General features: G+C 61.9%; 13 protein-coding genes and 1 pseudogene. 8 read left to right on the top strand and 6 right to left on the bottom strand.

Annotated features, from left to right (window positions below; translation table 11 throughout):
• The 4 genes from galE to MF410_RS19055 are packed head-to-tail and all read left to right on the top strand — an operon-like array spanning window position 1 to window position 4,386.
• A complete protein-coding gene (gene galE / locus MF410_RS19070) occupies window positions 1-984 on the top strand; it encodes a UDP-glucose 4-epimerase GalE (protein ID WP_097628466.1) in 984 nt (327 codons plus the stop codon).
• Window positions 981-2,849, top strand: coding sequence for a glycosyltransferase family 2 protein (locus MF410_RS19065; protein WP_097628465.1), 1,869 nt, complete (start codon window positions 981-983; stop codon window positions 2,847-2,849). The genes galE and MF410_RS19065 overlap by 4 nt, the downstream gene beginning before the upstream one ends.
• 37 nt (window positions 2,850-2,886) lie before the next feature.
• Entirely contained in the window at window positions 2,887-3,414 is a 528-nt protein-coding gene (locus tag MF410_RS19060) for a DUF995 domain-containing protein (protein ID WP_097628464.1), read from the top strand.
• A 3-nt stretch (window positions 3,415-3,417) separates the two neighbouring features.
• Complete coding sequence (locus MF410_RS19055) at window positions 3,418-4,386, top strand: glycosyl hydrolase (RefSeq protein WP_097628463.1); 969 nt, start codon at window positions 3,418-3,420, stop codon at window positions 4,384-4,386.
• A 186-nt stretch (window positions 4,387-4,572) separates the two neighbouring features.
• Here the strand turns inward: MF410_RS19055 and MF410_RS19050 are convergent, their stop codons facing one another.
• Window positions 4,573-5,859, bottom strand: coding sequence for an ABC transporter substrate-binding protein (locus MF410_RS19050; protein WP_097628462.1), 1,287 nt, complete (start codon window positions 5,857-5,859; stop codon window positions 4,573-4,575).
• A 145-nt stretch (window positions 5,860-6,004) separates the two neighbouring features.
• On the opposite strand from MF410_RS19050, the gene MF410_RS19045 reads away from it, so the two are divergent.
• The 3 genes from MF410_RS19045 to MF410_RS19035 are packed head-to-tail and all read left to right on the top strand — an operon-like array spanning window position 6,005 to window position 9,923.
• Window positions 6,005-7,054, top strand: coding sequence for a LacI family DNA-binding transcriptional regulator (locus MF410_RS19045; RefSeq protein WP_131710707.1), 1,050 nt, complete (start codon window positions 6,005-6,007; stop codon window positions 7,052-7,054).
• A 5-nt stretch (window positions 7,055-7,059) separates the two neighbouring features.
• Complete coding sequence (locus tag MF410_RS19040; RefSeq protein ID WP_131710706.1) at window positions 7,060-8,916, top strand: DUF2264 domain-containing protein; 1,857 nt, start codon at window positions 7,060-7,062, stop codon at window positions 8,914-8,916.
• Entirely contained in the window at window positions 8,913-9,923 is a 1,011-nt protein-coding gene (locus MF410_RS19035) for a hydroxyacid dehydrogenase (protein ID WP_097628460.1), read from the top strand. The genes MF410_RS19040 and MF410_RS19035 overlap by 4 nt, the downstream gene beginning before the upstream one ends.
• Window positions 9,924-10,007: 84 nt before the next feature.
• Here the strand turns inward: MF410_RS19035 and MF410_RS19030 are convergent, their stop codons facing one another.
• The 5 genes and pseudogenes from MF410_RS19030 to MF410_RS19010 all read right to left on the bottom strand — a co-directional run bounded on the left by MF410_RS19030 (window position 10,008) and on the right by MF410_RS19010 (window position 15,312).
• Window positions 10,008-11,285 (bottom strand): Gfo/Idh/MocA family oxidoreductase, encoded by a 1,278-nt coding sequence (locus MF410_RS19030; protein WP_097628459.1) that lies wholly within the window; start codon window positions 11,283-11,285, stop codon window positions 10,008-10,010.
• 43 nt (window positions 11,286-11,328) lie between these two features.
• Window positions 11,329-12,159: a sugar phosphate isomerase/epimerase family protein gene (locus tag MF410_RS19025; protein WP_097628458.1), complete on the bottom strand. Its 831-nt coding sequence runs from the start codon at window positions 12,157-12,159 to the stop codon at window positions 11,329-11,331.
• Between the two features lie 30 nt (window positions 12,160-12,189).
• Window positions 12,190-13,353: a dihydrodipicolinate synthase family protein gene (locus MF410_RS19020; protein ID WP_097628457.1), complete on the bottom strand. Its 1,164-nt coding sequence runs from the start codon at window positions 13,351-13,353 to the stop codon at window positions 12,190-12,192.
• Window positions 13,354-13,356: 3 nt separating this feature from the next.
• Window positions 13,357-14,505 (bottom strand): Gfo/Idh/MocA family oxidoreductase, encoded by a 1,149-nt coding sequence (locus tag MF410_RS19015; RefSeq protein ID WP_097628456.1) that lies wholly within the window; start codon window positions 14,503-14,505, stop codon window positions 13,357-13,359.
• A gap of 130 nt (window positions 14,506-14,635) precedes the next feature.
• Window positions 14,636-15,312, bottom strand: a pseudogene (locus MF410_RS19010) (TetR/AcrR family transcriptional regulator).
• 206 nt (window positions 15,313-15,518) lie between these two features.
• Here MF410_RS19010 and MF410_RS19005 point away from each other — a divergent pair.
• Window positions 15,519-16,805 (top strand): ABC transporter substrate-binding protein, encoded by a 1,287-nt coding sequence (locus tag MF410_RS19005; protein ID WP_097628455.1) that lies wholly within the window; start codon window positions 15,519-15,521, stop codon window positions 16,803-16,805.
• Window positions 16,806-16,808: the final 3 nt, after the last annotated feature.

The following is a 16,808-nucleotide window of genomic DNA, read 5'->3' as shown; positions in this document are numbered from 1 at the left end:
ATGCCCCGCTACATTTTGGTTACCGGCGGCGCCGGTTTCATAGGCAGTCATATCTGCAAAACGCTGTCGCGTGCCGGTATGGTCCCCGTCACCTACGACAATCTCTCGACGGGGCATGCCGACAGTGTCCGCTGGGGACCGCTCATCCGGGCGGACCTCGCCGATGCCGCCACGCTGCGCCGGACCCTTGCAGAGTTTTCGCCCGATTGCGTCATCCATTGCGGCGCCAACGCCTATGTCGGCGAATCCGTCGAAATGCCCAGGAAATATTACCGCAACAACGTCGTCGGCAGCCTGACGCTGCTTGAGGCCTGCCTCGACCAGGATATCGACCGGATCGTCTTTTCGAGCAGCTGCGCCACCTACGGTGTCCCGGCCTCGTTGCCGATACTGGAGGAAACTCCACAGCACCCGGTCAATCCATACGGCCGCACCAAGCTGATCTTCGAGATGGCGCTCGAAGATTTTGCCGCCGCCTATGGCATCCGCTTCGCCGCGCTGCGCTATTTCAATGCGGCCGGTGCCGATCCGGACGGCGAGCTTGCTGAGCGCCACCATCCGGAAACCCATCTTATCCCCCGCGCCCTTCTCGCTGCCGCCGGCAGGCTGGAGCGCCTCGATGTCTTCGGCACCGATTATCCCACCGAAGACGGAACCTGCGTGCGTGACTATATTCATGTCAGCGATCTCGCCCAGGCGCATCTTGCCGCCGTCAATCACCTGATGGCCGATGGCGATTCGCTCAGCGTCAATCTCGGCTCCGGCCGCGGCACCTCGGTGCGCCAGATCCTCGAAGCCATCTATCGCGCGACCGGCCGTGAAGTTCCCGTCCGGTATCGTCCCCGCCGGGCCGGCGATCCGCCGATCCTCTTTGCCGACACGGCAAAAGCCAAGGCGGAACTCGGCTTCGCGCCCTCTCTCTCGGATATCGATACGATCATCCGCACCGCCGGTCCCACGTTCGGGCTGGAGGTGAAGGCATGAGCATCGGTTCGGAAATCGGCCATCGCACCAGGACGGCGAAAGCCGCCTCCGCGGATGCATTCGATGCCGTCTTCGCCGGCTGGAACCGCGTCGTTTACGGTTTCGGCATCCTCTGCTGGCTGGCGGCACTCGGCTATTTCTGGATCTGGTGGTGCCAGTCGGCTCACATCATTTCCTGGACGGCCTTCGTGCTCATTACCCTCGTGCTGGGCTGGATCACGCTTGTGCCGGCCTATTTCATCCTGATCTTCCTCGATGCGAGAACGGTCAGCCCCCACGCGCGGCTGCCGGAAGGGCGGGTGGCGATGGTGGTCACCAAGGCGCCGTCCGAGCCCTTTGCCGTGGTCCGCGCAACACTGCGGGCCATGCTCGACCAGATCGGCGTAGATTTCGATGTGTGGCTGGCCGACGAAGATCCTTCACAGGAAACCCGGCGCTGGTGCGCGGAACACGGCGTGCTGATCTCCACCCGAAAGGGCGTGGCGGAATATCATCGCGCCACCTGGCCGCGCCGGACGCGCTGCAAGGAAGGCAATCTCGCCTATTTCTACGACCATTTCGGCTATGCGCGTTACGATTTCGTCGCCCAGTTCGATGCCGATCATGTGCCGACTCCGACCTATCTCCGTGAGGTCCTCCGTCCCTTCGCCGACCCCGGCATCGGCTATGTCTCCGCGCCCAGCATCTGCGATGCCAACGCCGCGACGAGCTGGGCCGCGCGCGGCAGGCTCTATGCTGAAGCCAGCCTGCACGGTTCGCTGCAGACGGGTTACAACAATGGCTGGGCGCCGCTTTGCATCGGCTCGCATTATGCCGTTCGCACCTCAGCGCTTCGTGAAATCGGCGGCCTCGGCCCGGAACTCGCCGAAGACCACTCGACGACACTGATGATGAATGCCGGCGGCTGGCGTGGCGTGCATGCCGTCGATGCGATCGCCCATGGCGACGGACCGGCGAATTTTGCCGATCTCGTCGTCCAGGAATTCCAGTGGTCGCGCAGCCTCGTCACCATTTTGCTGCAGCATTCCGGCGGTTACATCGCGCATCTGCCGTGGCGGCTGAAATTTCAGTTCGTGTTCTCGCAGCTGTGGTATCCGCTCTTTTCCGTCTTCATGGCCGTTATGTTCCTGCTGCCGGTTGCCGCCTTGCTGACGGGCCATGTCTTCGTCAACGTCACCTATCCTGATTTTCTGGTGCATTTCACGCCGATATCGGTCGTGCTGACGCTATTCTCCGTGTTCTGGCGGGCGACGGGCACTTTCAGGCCGTATGATGCGAAGCTGTTCGGCTGGGAGGGGCTCGCCTTCATCTTCCTGCGCTGGCCGTGGTCGCTCGCCGGCAGCCTGGCCGCCATGCGCGATCGCATCTCCGGCTCCTTCGTCGATTTCCGCATCACGCCGAAGGGACAGCAGCAGCAGCATTCTCTGCCGCTGCGCGTCGTCGCGCCTTATATCGCGCTCGCCGGGCTGTGCGCCGTCGCCATGGCTTTTGCCAGCGAGGCCGCTGCCGCACAGGGCTTTTACATCTTCGCCGCGATGAACCTGTCGATCTATCTGTTGCTGACGGTGCTGATCGTCGTTCGCCATGCAATCGAGAACGGCCTGCCGCTGCTGCCGCAATCGCATGGGCTGCGGCTCGCGACCGCCATGGGGCTTGCCATCTGGGTTACCGGCGGAATGCAACTGGGCGGCCATGGCCTCCGCAGCCTCGAAGCCCTTTCCCATGGCCAGCCATTCGTCAGCTTCACCGAAACGCAATTTGCCGTGGCCGGCGCCGGCCTCGGCGGCGGCAAGACCAAGATCACGAAATTCCGTCTCAAATGGAATGGGTTCGGCAACATGGGACGGGACCAACAGGGTGTCTGAGCCGGCGGAACCGGTAAGTGTCGAACAGGAGGAAGTAATGCGTATCGGATCGAAACTTTATGGAGCGGCCCTTGCTCTCAGCTTGTGTCTGCCAGCGGCGGCCCAGTGCGCCGAGGCAGCTGGCAAGATGGCGCCGACGCCGACGCCGCTCAGCGCCTATGAGCTCTACCGCATCTATGGCGACAAGACCTGGGTCTGGAACACCGGCGGCGGCCGTTTCCTGGATGACGGCCGGCGTTTCGTCGCCTGGGTGAACGATAAGGGCAAGCAATCCTTTGCCGAAGGCAAGTGGGTGGTCGACGACCTCGGCCAGCTCTGCATGCGCGCCACCTGGACGAACGCCGAGGGTGCGGCCCGCGCCAGCACTTGTTTCGGCCACCGCAAGATCGGCAACACGATCTATCAGCGGCGCCAGCCGGACGGCAATTGGTACGTCTTCCGTCATGCGTCGGTGCGCGGGGATGACGAGTTTCGCAAGCTCGTTCCCATGGATTCGGTCAGCGACAAGGCGCGTGACCTGAAGCAGGTCCTGCTGAGCCAGGAAGTAGCCCGAAAAGGAGGGTGAGCCATGAAGAAGCTGATGAAAAAGAACCTCTCCACCGCAGCGATCGCGCTGCTCCTGCTGTGTGCCGCGGATATGCCCGGCCGAAGCGAGGTGCAATATGCGGGCATAGCCCCGAACCCGGCTGCAAGCGTCAAGACGATCATCGATAAACGCCCCGAACTTCATGCCGACGGCATCAAGTTCGGGGCCTACGATCCGCATGGCGATTTTGGCGCACAATCGAATGTCTCAACCGAAGCGCTGTTCCTGCCCTGGGAAGACGTCGATCTGGAGACGCTGCGCGTCGCCGATGCCTACGCGCAGGCCAGAGGCCGCAATCTGCTGATCACCGTGGAGCCATGGTCCTGGGACGTCGACTGGCGGCTGACCTCCGCCGAGCTTCGCCGGAAGGTCCTGCGCGGCGATTACGATGTCAACATGCGGGCGATCGCGCAGATGATATCCCAGCTGAAAAGCCCGGTGATCGTTCGCTGGGGCCAGGAGATGGAGGACAAGTCGGGGCGGTTTTCGTGGTCCGGGTGGAACCCGCGGGACTATATCGCCGCCTATAAGCGAATGATGGATATCGTCCGCCAGGAGGCGCCTGGCACTCAGATCATGTGGTCGCCGAAGGGCGAGCCGGGCTTGCAGGACTACTATCCCGGTGACGATTATGTCGATCTTGTCGGGCTCTCGGTCTTCGGCCTGGAACGCTACGACGAGCTTGCATACGACAAGCATCGGACGTTCTCCGAAGCGCTGAAGCAGGGTTACGATCTCGTCGCCGGCTATGGCAAGCCGATTTGGGTGGCGGAGCTCGGCTATCAAGGCGGCGACGCCTATGTCCGGCCCTGGATCGAAACCGCGACGCTGAAACAGAGCGCCTTTCCAAACTTGCAGGAAGTCGTCTATTTCAACGATCGGGATGTGCACGCCTGGCCGTACGATCTCGGCCGGCCGGACTGGCGCGTGGTCGATAGCGTCAGCAACTGATCCCACAAAACAAGGAGAGGTCCGCCGGGGTTCGCGGGCCTCTCCTCGCAGGTTAAAGCATGGCGCGCGATACGATCGCGACGCGGCTTAGCTCTTTGTTTTATGCATGTCGTTTGCGGCAAAAGCGCTTCGCGCTTTGCCTGGGAAAACCGCTGCACACTTGCGCGACACGCTTTAGGCGATCGATCATCCTTTGAGCGTCGCCTTACCCTCTTCGACGAGCCGGGTCGCCGCATCGGCCGGAGAAATCCGTTCGAAAGCGAGTTCGTCGCAGATCGGGCGCAGCACGCGCTGGTCGAACTGGGTCGCGCCCATCGGCACCGGCGGCGGATATTCGCCGACCTGATCTTTCAGAAGATTGACGTATTTGACCGTTTCCTGCTCCGTCGGATTGAGCTGCGGCAGAATGGCTTCACGCACTGTCGGCGACATCGGCACGCCGCGCTCGACGCCGAGGCTCTTGCCGGCCTCGATATCGTTGACGAAGAAGTCGATGAATTTCGCCGCCGCTTCGCCGTTCTTTGTCGTGGCGCCGAGACTCCAGATCAGCGCAGGACGGTAGTAGTGGCCCGACGGCCCGCCCTTTTTTTCCCGCGGCAGCATGGTGATGCCGAGCTTGTTCTTGATGATCAGCTGATAGCCGACCATCTGGTTGGAATAGGCCATGCCGATCACCGATTTGCCGACACCGAGGCTGTTGGTGTCGATGGTGTTCTGATCGAGCGTCTGGACGTCGGCGGCAACGGTTCCGCCCGCCTTGCGCAGCTTCTCCCAATAGTCGAACCATTGCGTGGCATCGTCGGCCGTGAAGCCGAGCCCGACGGTTTCTTTTGCAAAAAGGCTTTTGCCGCGCTGGCGCAGCCAGGCATCGAACACATAGGCGTAGCGGGCTGCATAGGGGCCTCCGCTCTTGCCGGAAGATTTTGTAAGTTCGACGGCGAGCTTGGCATACTCATCCCAGGTAAGGTCGGGTGTCGGCAGCGGGATGCCGGCCTTTTCGAATTCGACCGTGTCGAAAAACATCGAGAACGAGTTGAGGCCGAGGCCGACACCATAGAGTTTACCGTCGATGGTGGTCAGTTTCAGCATATCGGCGCCGAAGGACTGGACCTTCAGCGTCGAGGGGACGAATTCATCGAGCGGCAGGCAGGCGCCACGCTTGGAATAATCGGAGATCGTTCCCGGCTCGAGCTGGAAGATGTCGGCGATCGATCGGCCGGCCATCTGTGTTGCGAGCTTCGTCCAGTAGCCGTCGCCGGATAGCGATTCGCCGACGATCGTGACGCCGGGTGTCTTCGATTGATAGAGCTTGGCGACATCGAGCGTGCGCTTGGCGCGATCGTTCGAACCCCACCACATTGCACGCAGCGAGGTGTCCTCGGCAAAAGCCGGAATGGCGCTTCCCGCGCCAAAGGCGAGGCCGGCGGCTGCTCCGGCTGATCCCATCAGAAATGAACGGCGGTTGACCTGCATGATATCCTCCTTGCCCCAATATGCCCGCCGCCATCCTCCAATGGCGTTTGCGAGCAATTCGTCACAAAGACTACGCAAAAAAATAATTATTGCAAGAAATAATGATTATCTTGCAAATTTGCATAACTTGCATAAACTTTGCCCCATGAATGACGAAAAAATCGGGAACGAACAGAAAGTCAGACGGCCGCGCCAGGCCGATATCGCCACATTGGCCGGGGTCTCCGTCTCGACGGTGTCGCGGGTACTCGCCAACGAACCCGGCATCAGCGAAACCGTGCGCCGCCAGATCTTGAAGGTGGCCGCTGAGCATGGCTATCCGGTCAAATCAGCGACTGAAGCCGTTGCTGGCGGGCTGGCGCTGATCGCCAGCGATGGCGTCACCGGCGGCCTCAGCGTCTTTTATGAAGCGATTGTCGACGGGTTGCGCGCCGGCGCCGCCGACGCAGGCATGCCCTTCGAAATCCGCATGGTCCGCGAGGATCGCACGACGCCGGATGCCGTGCGCGACTATATGCAGGCAGCAGGCGCCGAAGGCCTCTTTCTCGTCGGCATCGATCCGAACGAGAGCCTGCGCGGCTGGCTGCGGGACACCTTGACGCCCGCCGTTCTCGTCAATGGCACCGATCCTCGAATGCAATTCGATGGCGTTTCGCCGGCTAATTTCTTCGGCGCCTATCAGGCGACGAGCCGATTGATGAAGGCCGGCCACTGCCGCATCCTGCATTTGAGCGGCTCGCACCGCCATACGATCCGGGAGCGCATCCGCGGCTTCGAGGCGGCGATCGCCGCCGTTCCCGGTGCCGAAGGCCGTTTCGTGGACCTCGCACTGCAGGGCAGCGCCAGCGGCGAGGCCCATGATCGCACGGCTGCGATCCTTGCTGAAAATGCCGGTTTTACCGCCGCCTTCTGCATGAATGATTTCATCGCCGTCGGCGTGCTGGAGGCCGTCACCGAAGCCGGTCTGCGTGTGCCGGAGGATTTCGCCATCGTCGGCTTCGATGATCTGCCCTGCGCGCTGATGACAAATCCGCAGCTTTCCACCATGCGCGTCGACCGTGCCGCCCTCGGGCGCGAGGCCATCTCGCTGATGCTGTCTCGTTTCCGCAACAGGACGGCGCCGGCGCGCCACATCTGCCAGGCTGTCATTCCCGTTTCGGGAGGGACCGTTGTGAACGCTGAAACCCGTGAGTGACGCCGATGACCTATGATCCCGCCAGCGCCAACCCGCTCGCAGGCAATCCGCTCGAAACCCGCGCCGATATGAGCCGGGCCCTGCTTGATCTCTTCGATCCGCTGCTTGCCTGCTTCTCAAAAGGCAATGCCCGCGTCAGGCTGAGCGGTGCGGCCGCCCATTTCGACCGGGCGGCGGCCGATCTTGAAGGCTTTGCCCGCCCGCTCTGGGGTTTGGCGCCGCTTGGCGCCGGCAAGGGCGACTTCGCCCACTGGCATCGGTTCGCCGAGGGCCTCGCAAACGGCACCGATCCCGCTCATCCGGAATATTGGGGAACGGTCAATGGCCGCGATCAGCGCATGGTCGAGCTTGCCGCTCTCGGTTTTGCCCTGGCGCTGGTGCCGGAAAAGATCTGGGAACCGCTCGATGCGCGCGCCCGCGGCAATGTCATCGCCTATCTCAAACATGCCAGGCAGTTCGACTATGCTGATAACAACTGGAAATTCTTCCGGATTTTCGTCGATATCGCCCTCGATCGCCTCGGCGCCGATTTCGACCGCAGCCTGACCCGGCACTATCTGGAGGAACTCGAAGGCTTCTATATCGGCGACGGCTGGTATCGTGACGGAAACGTCCGCCGCATCGACCACTATATTCCCTTCGCCATGCATTTCTATGGCCTGATCTATTCGAAGCTGGTCGACGACGATTATGCCAAGCGCTATCGCGAGCGCGCGATCCTCTTCGCCCGGGATTTCCGCCACTGGTTCGCCGCCGACGGCGCCACGATCCCCTTCGGCCGCAGCCTGACCTATCGTTTCGCCTGCGCCGGCTTCTGGTCGGCGCTCGCTTTCGCCGATGTCGAGGCGCTGCCTTGGGGCGAGGTCAAACACCTCTGCCTGCAGCATCTGCGCTGGTGGAAGGATAAGCCTATTGCCGATCGCGACGGCGTGCTGTCGATCGGTTTCGGCTATCCGAACCTGCTGATGTCGGAGAGTTACAATTCCGCCGGCTCGCCCTATTGGGCGTTGAAAGCCTTTCTGCCGCTGGCGATCCGGCAGGATCATCCGTTCTGGACCGCTGAGGAAAAGGCGCCGGAGCAGGCACCTGACGTCGTCCCCCAGCGTCATCCCGGCATGGTGATGATGCGGACGGGCGGCGATGTCGTGGCCCTTTCCTCCGGGCAGGAAAATCTGCAGATGCGTTTCGGCACGGAAAAATACGCGAAATTCGCTTATTCCTCCCGCTACGGCTTCAGCGTCGAATCCGACGAACGCGGCTTTGCGCTGGCCGCCTTCGATTCGATGCTGGCCTTCAGCGATGACGGCCTGCACTATCGCGTGCGCGAAACCAATGAGGAAGCCAAGCTCGTAGGCGACGTGCTGTATGCGAAATGGTCGCCGTTTGAAGATGTCGGCGTCGAAACCTGGCTCGTCCCGGCAGCCCCTTGGCATATCCGCCTCCACCGGATCAGCTCAGGCCGGCCGCTACGCATCGCTGAAGGCGGCTTTGCCATCGGCCGCCGGGATTTCGAACTCGATAGGCTGTCGGCTTCGGAAGGGGCTGCCTATGCGATCGGCGACGCCGATTTCACCGGCATTCTCGATCTCGGTTCTTCGGTCAGGCGCACCGGCCTGGCCCAGAAGGCGCAGCCTAACACCAATCTGATCGTTGCGAAAACCCTGGTGCCGCAGCTGCGCGGCCAGATCCCGGCCGGCGAAACCATCTTGGTGACGGCGGTACTGGCGTTCAACGATCCCGCTGCAGTCTCCTCGGCCTGGACGAAGCCCCCGAAAGCGCCCGACATCGCAGCGCTGGAGGCCCTAGTGCGGGAAAAGGGCGTGACCGTCAGCGCCATCGAAGCCCCGGGACAGATGCCATGAGCCGACCGGCCATTGTCCTTGCCATGCAGCCTTCTCGTACCGAATACGTCCTGCCCGACGAGATCCTGCGCCGGCTCGGCGGTATCGGTCGCCTGCTGGATCCCGAGCCGCTGCAGCATTTCGACGATGCGCGGGCAAGACGCCTGCTGAGCGAAGCCGAAATCCTGATCACCGGCTGGGGCGCGCCCTATGTCGGACCCGATATTCCCGCCGCCGCGCCGCGGCTTCGCCTGATCGTCCATGCGGCGGGCACGGTGAAGGGCATCATCGACGACGCCGTCTTCGAAGCCGGCATAGCGGTCAGCCACGCGGCCGAGGCCAATGCTATGCCGGTCGCCGAATTCACACTGGCGGCGATCCTCTTCGCCGGCAAACGCGCCTTCCGTTTCCGCGATCTCTACGTCGCCGACCGCAACCGCGATCGAACCTATCCGATGCAGCGCGAAGCGATCGGCAACTACGGCCGCACTCTCGGAATTGTCGGCGCATCGCGCATCGGCCGGCGGGTAATCGAGCTGTTGAAACCCTTCGGTTACAGGCTGCTGCTGTTCGACCCCATGCTCGACGCCGCCGAGGCAGCCGGCCTCGGCGGCGAGAAGGTCGAGCTCGACGAATTGATGCGCCGCGCCGATATCGTTTCCCTGCATGCGCCGTCGCTGCCGTCGACCCGGCATATGATCGACGCGCGAGGACTGTCGCTGATGAAGGACGGCGCGACGCTCATCAATACGGCGCGCGGCATTCTCATCGATGAGGCGGCGCTGCTTTCGGAGCTGAAGACCGGCCGCATCGATGCGGTCATCGATGTCACCGATCCGGAAATCCCGGAGCCGGATTCTATATTTTACGATCTGCCGAACGTCTTCCTGACGCCGCATATTGCCGGCGCCATCGGGCTGGAACGGGCGCGCCTCGGCGAGATGGCGGTGGACGAGGTCGAGCGCTTCGTGACCGGCCGGCCGCTGCTCTACCAGATCCACCAGGCAAATCTCGAAAACATCGCCTGAGGCGCATCGAGCGGCTCAGGCGAGTAAAGACAAAGACCTAAAGCGCTAGGAGCGAATCAGAAAGATCGCGACGCGCCTTAGCTATCAGCGCGCTGTTTTCAACGAATTCGGCGACCCGTCATCGGCAAGCTCAGGCATCAGATCGGAGATATTGACCACCTTGCCGGTGCGTGAGCTCGTCAGCGCGGCAATGCCGCAGAGCACGGACATGGCGCCGGCCCGCGTGCCGGCGCGCTGGCCGAGACGGTCTTCCATGTCGGGCTTGAAGATCATGTTGCGCATCCGGTCGTCGCCGCCGTAATGGCCGCCGGTGAAATGCGGAACGATGATGCGCTCGACCGCCTCCTTGCCGTTCGGGAAATTGCGGATGAGCAGGATCGTGTCCTGCTTCGGCTCTTCCCACGGCTGGGTCTCATACTGGCGAATTTCGATGCGTCCCTTGGTACCGTTGAAGGCAAGGTGATGGCCTTCGATCGGCTGGAAGGTGTTCAGCGAATAGGAGACATGGACATTGTTGCGGTAACGCAGGCTGACCACCATCGTATCGGGAATATCGATGTCCTCGCGGAAGACGCAGCCGTCGCGAAAATAGCCGTCAATCTTCGACGGATCTTCATAGAGCTGATCGAGAAAGGAATCCTTTTCGATATCGAGATAGTAGTCGCATTCATGCGCGTGCGGACAGAGCTTGCAGCGCGGTCCGCGGAACGGGCCCTTGCCGCCGTAGTTCTGCAGGTCGGCGAAGGAGGTGACGGCGTCGGGATCGCTGTCGAGATACCAGTTCAACAGATCGAAATGATGCGTCGCCTTGTGGACGAACAGGCTGCCGGAATTTTCCGTATAGGCATGCCAGCGTCGGAAGTAGTCGGCGCCATGCTTGGTGTTGAGATACCAGTGAAAATCGACGGAGGTCACTCGACCGATCTCGCCGCTGTTCAACAGCTCCTTGATCTTTGCGGCCGTTGGCGCGTAGCGATAGTTGAAGGAGACGTCGACGCGGCGGCCGGTGCGCTTTTCGGCATCGAGAATTCGGCGAATTTTCTCGACCGAGGTAGTCATCGGCTTTTCGGTAATGACGTCGATACCGGCCTCCAGCGCCCGCACGACGATATCGTCATGCGTATGGTCGGGCGTGCAGACGATGACCAGATCCGGTTTCTGCTCGGCGAGCATGGAATTGATGTTTTCATAGAGCGGCGCATTGCTGCCGATCATGTTGCGGGCGCGCTCGCCGCGCAATGAATTTGTCTCGACGATGGCTGTGAGGTCGACATGTTCGCGCCAGCCGGCCAGCAGATCCTTGCCCCACATGGTGGTGCCGCGGTTTCCTGTGCCGATCAGGGCAAAACGGCGTTTCTCCATCGAATGATCCTCCTGCATGCGTGATGAAACGAATATTGAAAAATCAGATCTGGCAGCAACTTTTGAACCGCTCGACGCAGGTGGCGATCACCTCGTCGGCCGGGCGTTTCCACCAGGTCTCTGCCGAAAAGATCTCCACTTCCTGCGCCCCGAAGAAACCGGCCGCCTCGATCATCCGTCTTATGCCCTTGAGATCGATGACGCCATCGCCCATCATGCCGCGGTCGAGCAGCATGTCCTTGGTCGGCACCTGCCAGTCGCAGATGTGGTGGGCAAAGATCCGTTTCATACGTCCGGCGCGGGCGATCTGGTTGGCAAGATCGGGATCCCACCAGACATGGTAGACGTCGATCGCGACGCCGACATCCTCGCCGAGCGGCTCGCACATGTCGAGCGCCTGGCCGAGCGTGTTCACGCAAGACCGGTCGGCCGCATACATCGGATGCAGCGGCTCGATGGCAAGCTTCACGCCTGATGCCTGGGCATGCGGCAGCACCGCGGCAATGCCGTCGAACACCATCTGGCGGGCCGCGACAATGTCCCTCGAAGCGCCCGGCAACCCACCGACGACGAGCACCAGGCAGTCGGCTGAGAATGCTGCTGCCTCGTCGATCGCCCGCTTGTTGTCGTCGAGATTCTTCTGCCAGTCGGCGTCGTTTGCCGCCGGAAAGAAGCCGCCGCGGCAAAGCCCGGTCAGCTTGATGCCATTCGATTTGACGATCCTGACCGCTTCGTCGAGTCCGGCCTTGGCGACCTGGTCGCGCCAGGGCGCGATCGAGGTGATGCCGTGCTTCAGGCAGATGTCGACGGCTTCGGCAAAACCGCATTGCTCGCGGACCGTCGCCAGATTGATCGAAAGTCCTTCGACCTGCATGTCATTTTCCTCCCATCGCCGTGACCGAGATCAGTGAACGCCGTTGACGGCAAGCACTTGGCGCATGCGCGCCGTTGCCAGTTCTGGATCGGCCAGCACCCGCGCCTTGTCGGCCAAGCGGAAGAGCTCTGCCAGATGCGTCAGGGAGCGGGTGCTCTGCTGGCCGCCGACCATGACGAAATGATCCTGCAGGCCGTTGAGATAGGCGAGGAAGACGACGCCGGTCTTGTAGAAACGCGTCGGCGCCTTGAAGATGTGGCGTGACAGCGGCACGGTCGGCTCGAGCAGGTCGAAGAATTCGTGGTTGCTCCTGCGGCCGAGCGCGTCGAGCGCAGCAGACGCTGCCGGCGCGATCGCATCGAAAATGCCGAGCAGCGCATCGGAATGGCCCTCTTCGTCGCCGGCGATCAATTCGGCATAGTTGAAGTCGTCGCCGGTATACATGCGCACGGCCTCAGGCAACTGCCGGCGCATCGCCACTTCCTTTTCTTTGGAAAGCAGCGAGATCTTGATGCCGTCGACCTTGGCGGCGTTGGCTTCGATCACGTCAAGGCAGGTTTTCATCGCCTTCAGGTGGTCGCCATTGCCCCAGTATCCCTCGAGCGCCGGATCGAACATTTCTCCCAGCCAATGGATGATAACGGGTTCCTTGACCTGGCGAAGGATGCGGTCATAGACCCTGACATAATCGTCCGGTCCCTTGGCCGTGACGGCAAGCGCCCGGCTCGCCATCAGGATGATGCGGCCGCCAGCCGCCTCCACCGTTTCGATCTGCTCCTCATAGGCTCTGAGAATGGTATCGACGGTCACGTCGGGTCCCGGCGTCACATGGTCGGTGCCGGCGCCGCAGGCGATCAGCGCATCCTTGCGGCCGGCCGCTTCGCCAAGCGCCCGCCGGATGAGGTCGCGCGCTTCCGGCCAGCCGAGGCCCATGCCGCGCTGCGCCGTATCCATCGCTTCGGCAACGCCGAGGCCGAGATCCCAGAGCCGGTGGCGGAAGGCGAGCGTCCGCTCCCAGTCGATCGCCGGCGTCAGCCAGGGATCGTTGTCGGCGAGCGGATCGGCGACGACATGGGCGGCGGCAAAGGCGATGCGCGGAAAAGCCTTGGCGTCGCGTTTTTTCAGTTCGATCGGCGTTCCGGTCAGCGTGTAGGGGACGATCTTGCCGTCCAGCGGGAGATTGATCGTCGTCACGGTTCAGAACTCCAATGCGGGAACATCGAGCCAGCGGCGTTCGGCCCAGGATTTCAGGCCGAGTTCGGCCAGCTGCACGCCCTTGGCGCCGGCTTCCAGCCCATAGGGCCACGGCGCGTCTTCGACGACATGGCGGATGAACATTTCCCATTGCACCTTGAAACCGTTGTCGAAAGCCTGCGTATCTGGAACCTCGTCCCAGGTCTTGTAGAAGTCGATCGTCTGCGGCTGGTCAGGATTCCACACCGGCTTCGGCGTGTTGACCCGGTGCTGGCTCCAGCATTTCGTCAGGCCGGCGACGGCCGAACCATGGGTGCCGTCGACCTGGAAGGTGACGAGGTCGTCGCGGCGCACACGCACGGCCCAGGAGGAGTTGATCTGGGCGATCGCGCCGCCGTCGAGCTCGAAGGTCGCATAGGCCGCGTCGTCGGTGTCGCAGTCATAAGGTTTGCCCTGCTCGTCGATGCGCTGCGGAATATGCGTGGCCCCGAGGCAGGAGACGGCCTTCACCTCGCCGAACAGATTGTCGAGCACGTAGCGCCAGTGGCAGAGCATGTCGAGGATGATGCCGCCGCCGTCGCCCTTGCGGTAGTTCCAGGAGGGACGCTGGGCCGGCACGCCCCAATCGCCTTCGAAAACCCAATAGCCGAATTCGCCGCGCACCGAGAGGATCTTGCCGAAGAAGCCGGAATCCCTGAGCAGCGCCAGCTTGCGCAAGCCGGGAAGGAAGAGCTTGTCCTGCACCACGCCGTGTTTGAGCCCGGAGCCGCGCGCCTTGCGGGCAAGATCGATCGCCACCTGCAGGTCGTCGGAAATCGGCTTTTCGCAATAGACATGCTTGCCGGCATCGAGCGCCCGGGACAGAAGTTCGGCGCGCATCAGCGTGGTGCCGGCGTCGAAGAAGATCGTGTCGTCGGGGTTGGCGAGAGCGGCATCGAGATCGGTCGACCAGCGCTTGATGTTATGCTTCTTCGCCAGCTCTTCCATCTTGGCGCCGTTGCGGCCGACGATGATCGGGTCGATTTCTAGCTTCTCGCCCGATTTCAGCGTGATGCCGCCCTGGTCGCGGAAGGCGAGGATCGAACGCACCAGGTGCTGATTGTACCCCATGCGGCCGGTAACGCCGTGTAAGATGATCCCCAAGCGTGCCATGTTTTCCTCCCTGGAATCTTTTGCGGCGCGAGCGGGCATCAAGCCGGGCCCTCCCAAGCCGGTAACTAAACAGTTACTTGATGGCAGAAGAGCGGCGAGGCTGTCAATAGTCAAATCCTGATTTCAGAATTCAGTGCTTGATCGAGGCGAGCGTCACGTGGACGATATGTCTTTCCCAGGCATTGAGATGGTTTGGCTCGATCAGGTCGCGGCCGAAGATCGTCGAAAGCGTGTACTGGTTGGACAGGTAGAAATAGCCGAGCGAGGCGATCGTCAGATAGACGTGCAGCGGATCGGCGCTCTCGACGAAGACGCCTTGCTTCTTTCCCCGCTCGAGGACGTCCGAAAGCTCGCCGATCAGATGCGAATGCAGTTCCTTGAGCCGGACGGATTGGCGCAGCCAACGGGCCCGATGCAGGTTTTCCGTGCCGAGCAGGCTGAGGAATTCCGGGTGCTGGAGAAAATAACGCCAGGTGAAGAGCGCCAGTTCCCCGATGCCTTCCTCCGGGCTGCGGTCACCGATATGGAGCGCGCGCTCGGCGGTGCGGATGCCGACATAGGCCTCTTCGAGCACGCGGAGATAGAGCTGCTCCTTGTCGCCGAAATAATGGTAGAGCATGCGCTTGTTGGTGCCGGCGCGCTCGGCGATGGCGTCGACGCGGGCTCCGCCCATGCCGTTTTCGGCAAATTCCCGGGTGGCCGCTTCCAGGATCGCGGCGCGCGTCCGCTCCGGATCGCGTTGCGCCGTGCGTTCCTGAGATGGGCGCCGGGATTTTTTCTTCTCCCGTTTTGGCCGTTGTCGTTCATCGTTTCCCCTCCGTCTCGCATGTTGCGCTCATAAGCCTTCGGTGCGAAATTGTAAAAACCGAATTTTAGAAGGGCGGCGAGCAAGAACCGACACCCCGCTTGACAGGCTTGCCGCTTTGCTCGTAGCTTGTAACCAATTAGTTATTTATGCAAGAGTAACTACATCGGAAGCGTGTGGAGGCGCTTCCCCTTTGGAGGAGGAAAAAATGAGCCTACGTATAAGCAGACGTAATTTCTTGGCGGGAGGCGCAACGCTTCTTTCGCTCTCGGCGCTCGGAACCAGCGCTTTTGCACAGGAAAAGCGCTTGCGCCTCCTGTGGTGGGGCTCGCAGCCGCGCGCCGACCGCACTAACAAGGTTTCGCAGCTCTATCAGTCGAAGAATGCCGGTACCTCGATCACCGGCGAATTCCTCGGCTGGGGCGATTACTGGCCGCGCCTTGCGACCCAGGTTGCCGGCCGCAATGCGCCTGACGTCATCCAGATGGACTACCGCTATATCGTTCAGTACGCGCGTCGCGGCGCTCTTGCGCCGCTTGAATCCTACATGCCGGCTAAGCTCAACCTCGACGATTTCGACAAGGCGCAGATCGATGGCGGCAGTGTCGACGGCCATCTCTATGGCGTCAGCCTCGGCGCGAATTCGGCCGCGACGGTTCTGAACACCACCGCCTTCAAGGAGGCCGGGGTCGATCTGCCGACGCAGGCGACCACCTGGGATGAGTTTGCACGCATGGGCGCCGAGATCACCAAGGCCGGCAAGCGCAAAGGCATGTTCGGTCTCGCCGACGGCAGCGGCGGCGAACCTCTGTTCGAAAACTGGCTGCGTCAGCGCGGCAAGGCGCTCTATACCGCCGACGGCAAGATCGGCTTCGGCGTCGACGACGCATCGGAATGGTACGATATGTGGGCCAAGTTCCGTGAGGCCGGCGCCTGCGTTCCCGCCGATATCCAGGCTCTCGACAAGAACGATATCGAAACCAATACAGTGTCGCTCGGCAAATCTGCGGCCGGTTTTGCCCATTCCAATCAGTTCGTCGCCTATCAGGCCATGAACAAGGACAAGCTGGCGCTTACCAACTATATGCGCATCAAGTCGGATTCGAAGGGCGGCCACTATCGCAAGCCTTCGATGTTCTTCTCTGTTTCGGCCCAGTCGAAAGCGATCGACCTGGCCGTGGACTACATCAACTTCTTCGTCAAGAATCCCGAGGCAGTGCTGCTCTTGGATGTCGAACGCGGCATTCCGGAATCGGCCGCCATGCGCGAGGTTGTCGCGCAGAAGCTCGATGAGAATGGCAAGGTTGCATTGGCCTATGTCAGCGGTCTCGGCGATCTCGCCGGCAAATTGCCGCCGCCGCCGCCGGCCGGCGCCGGTGAAGGCGAGCTGATGCTGCGAAACATCGCCGAACAGGTCGGTTTCGGACAGCTGTCTCCCGCCGATGGCGGCAAACAGTTGGTCACCGAAATCACGCAGATTCTCGCACGAGGCTGATCC

Source organism: Rhizobium sp. C104, from assembly GCF_022354505.1.
Classification (GTDB): Bacteria; Pseudomonadota; Alphaproteobacteria; order Rhizobiales; family Rhizobiaceae; genus Rhizobium; species Rhizobium redzepovicii.
The sequence above is the reverse complement of the archived record's forward strand: the minus strand, read 5'-3'. Positions and strand labels throughout refer to the sequence as shown.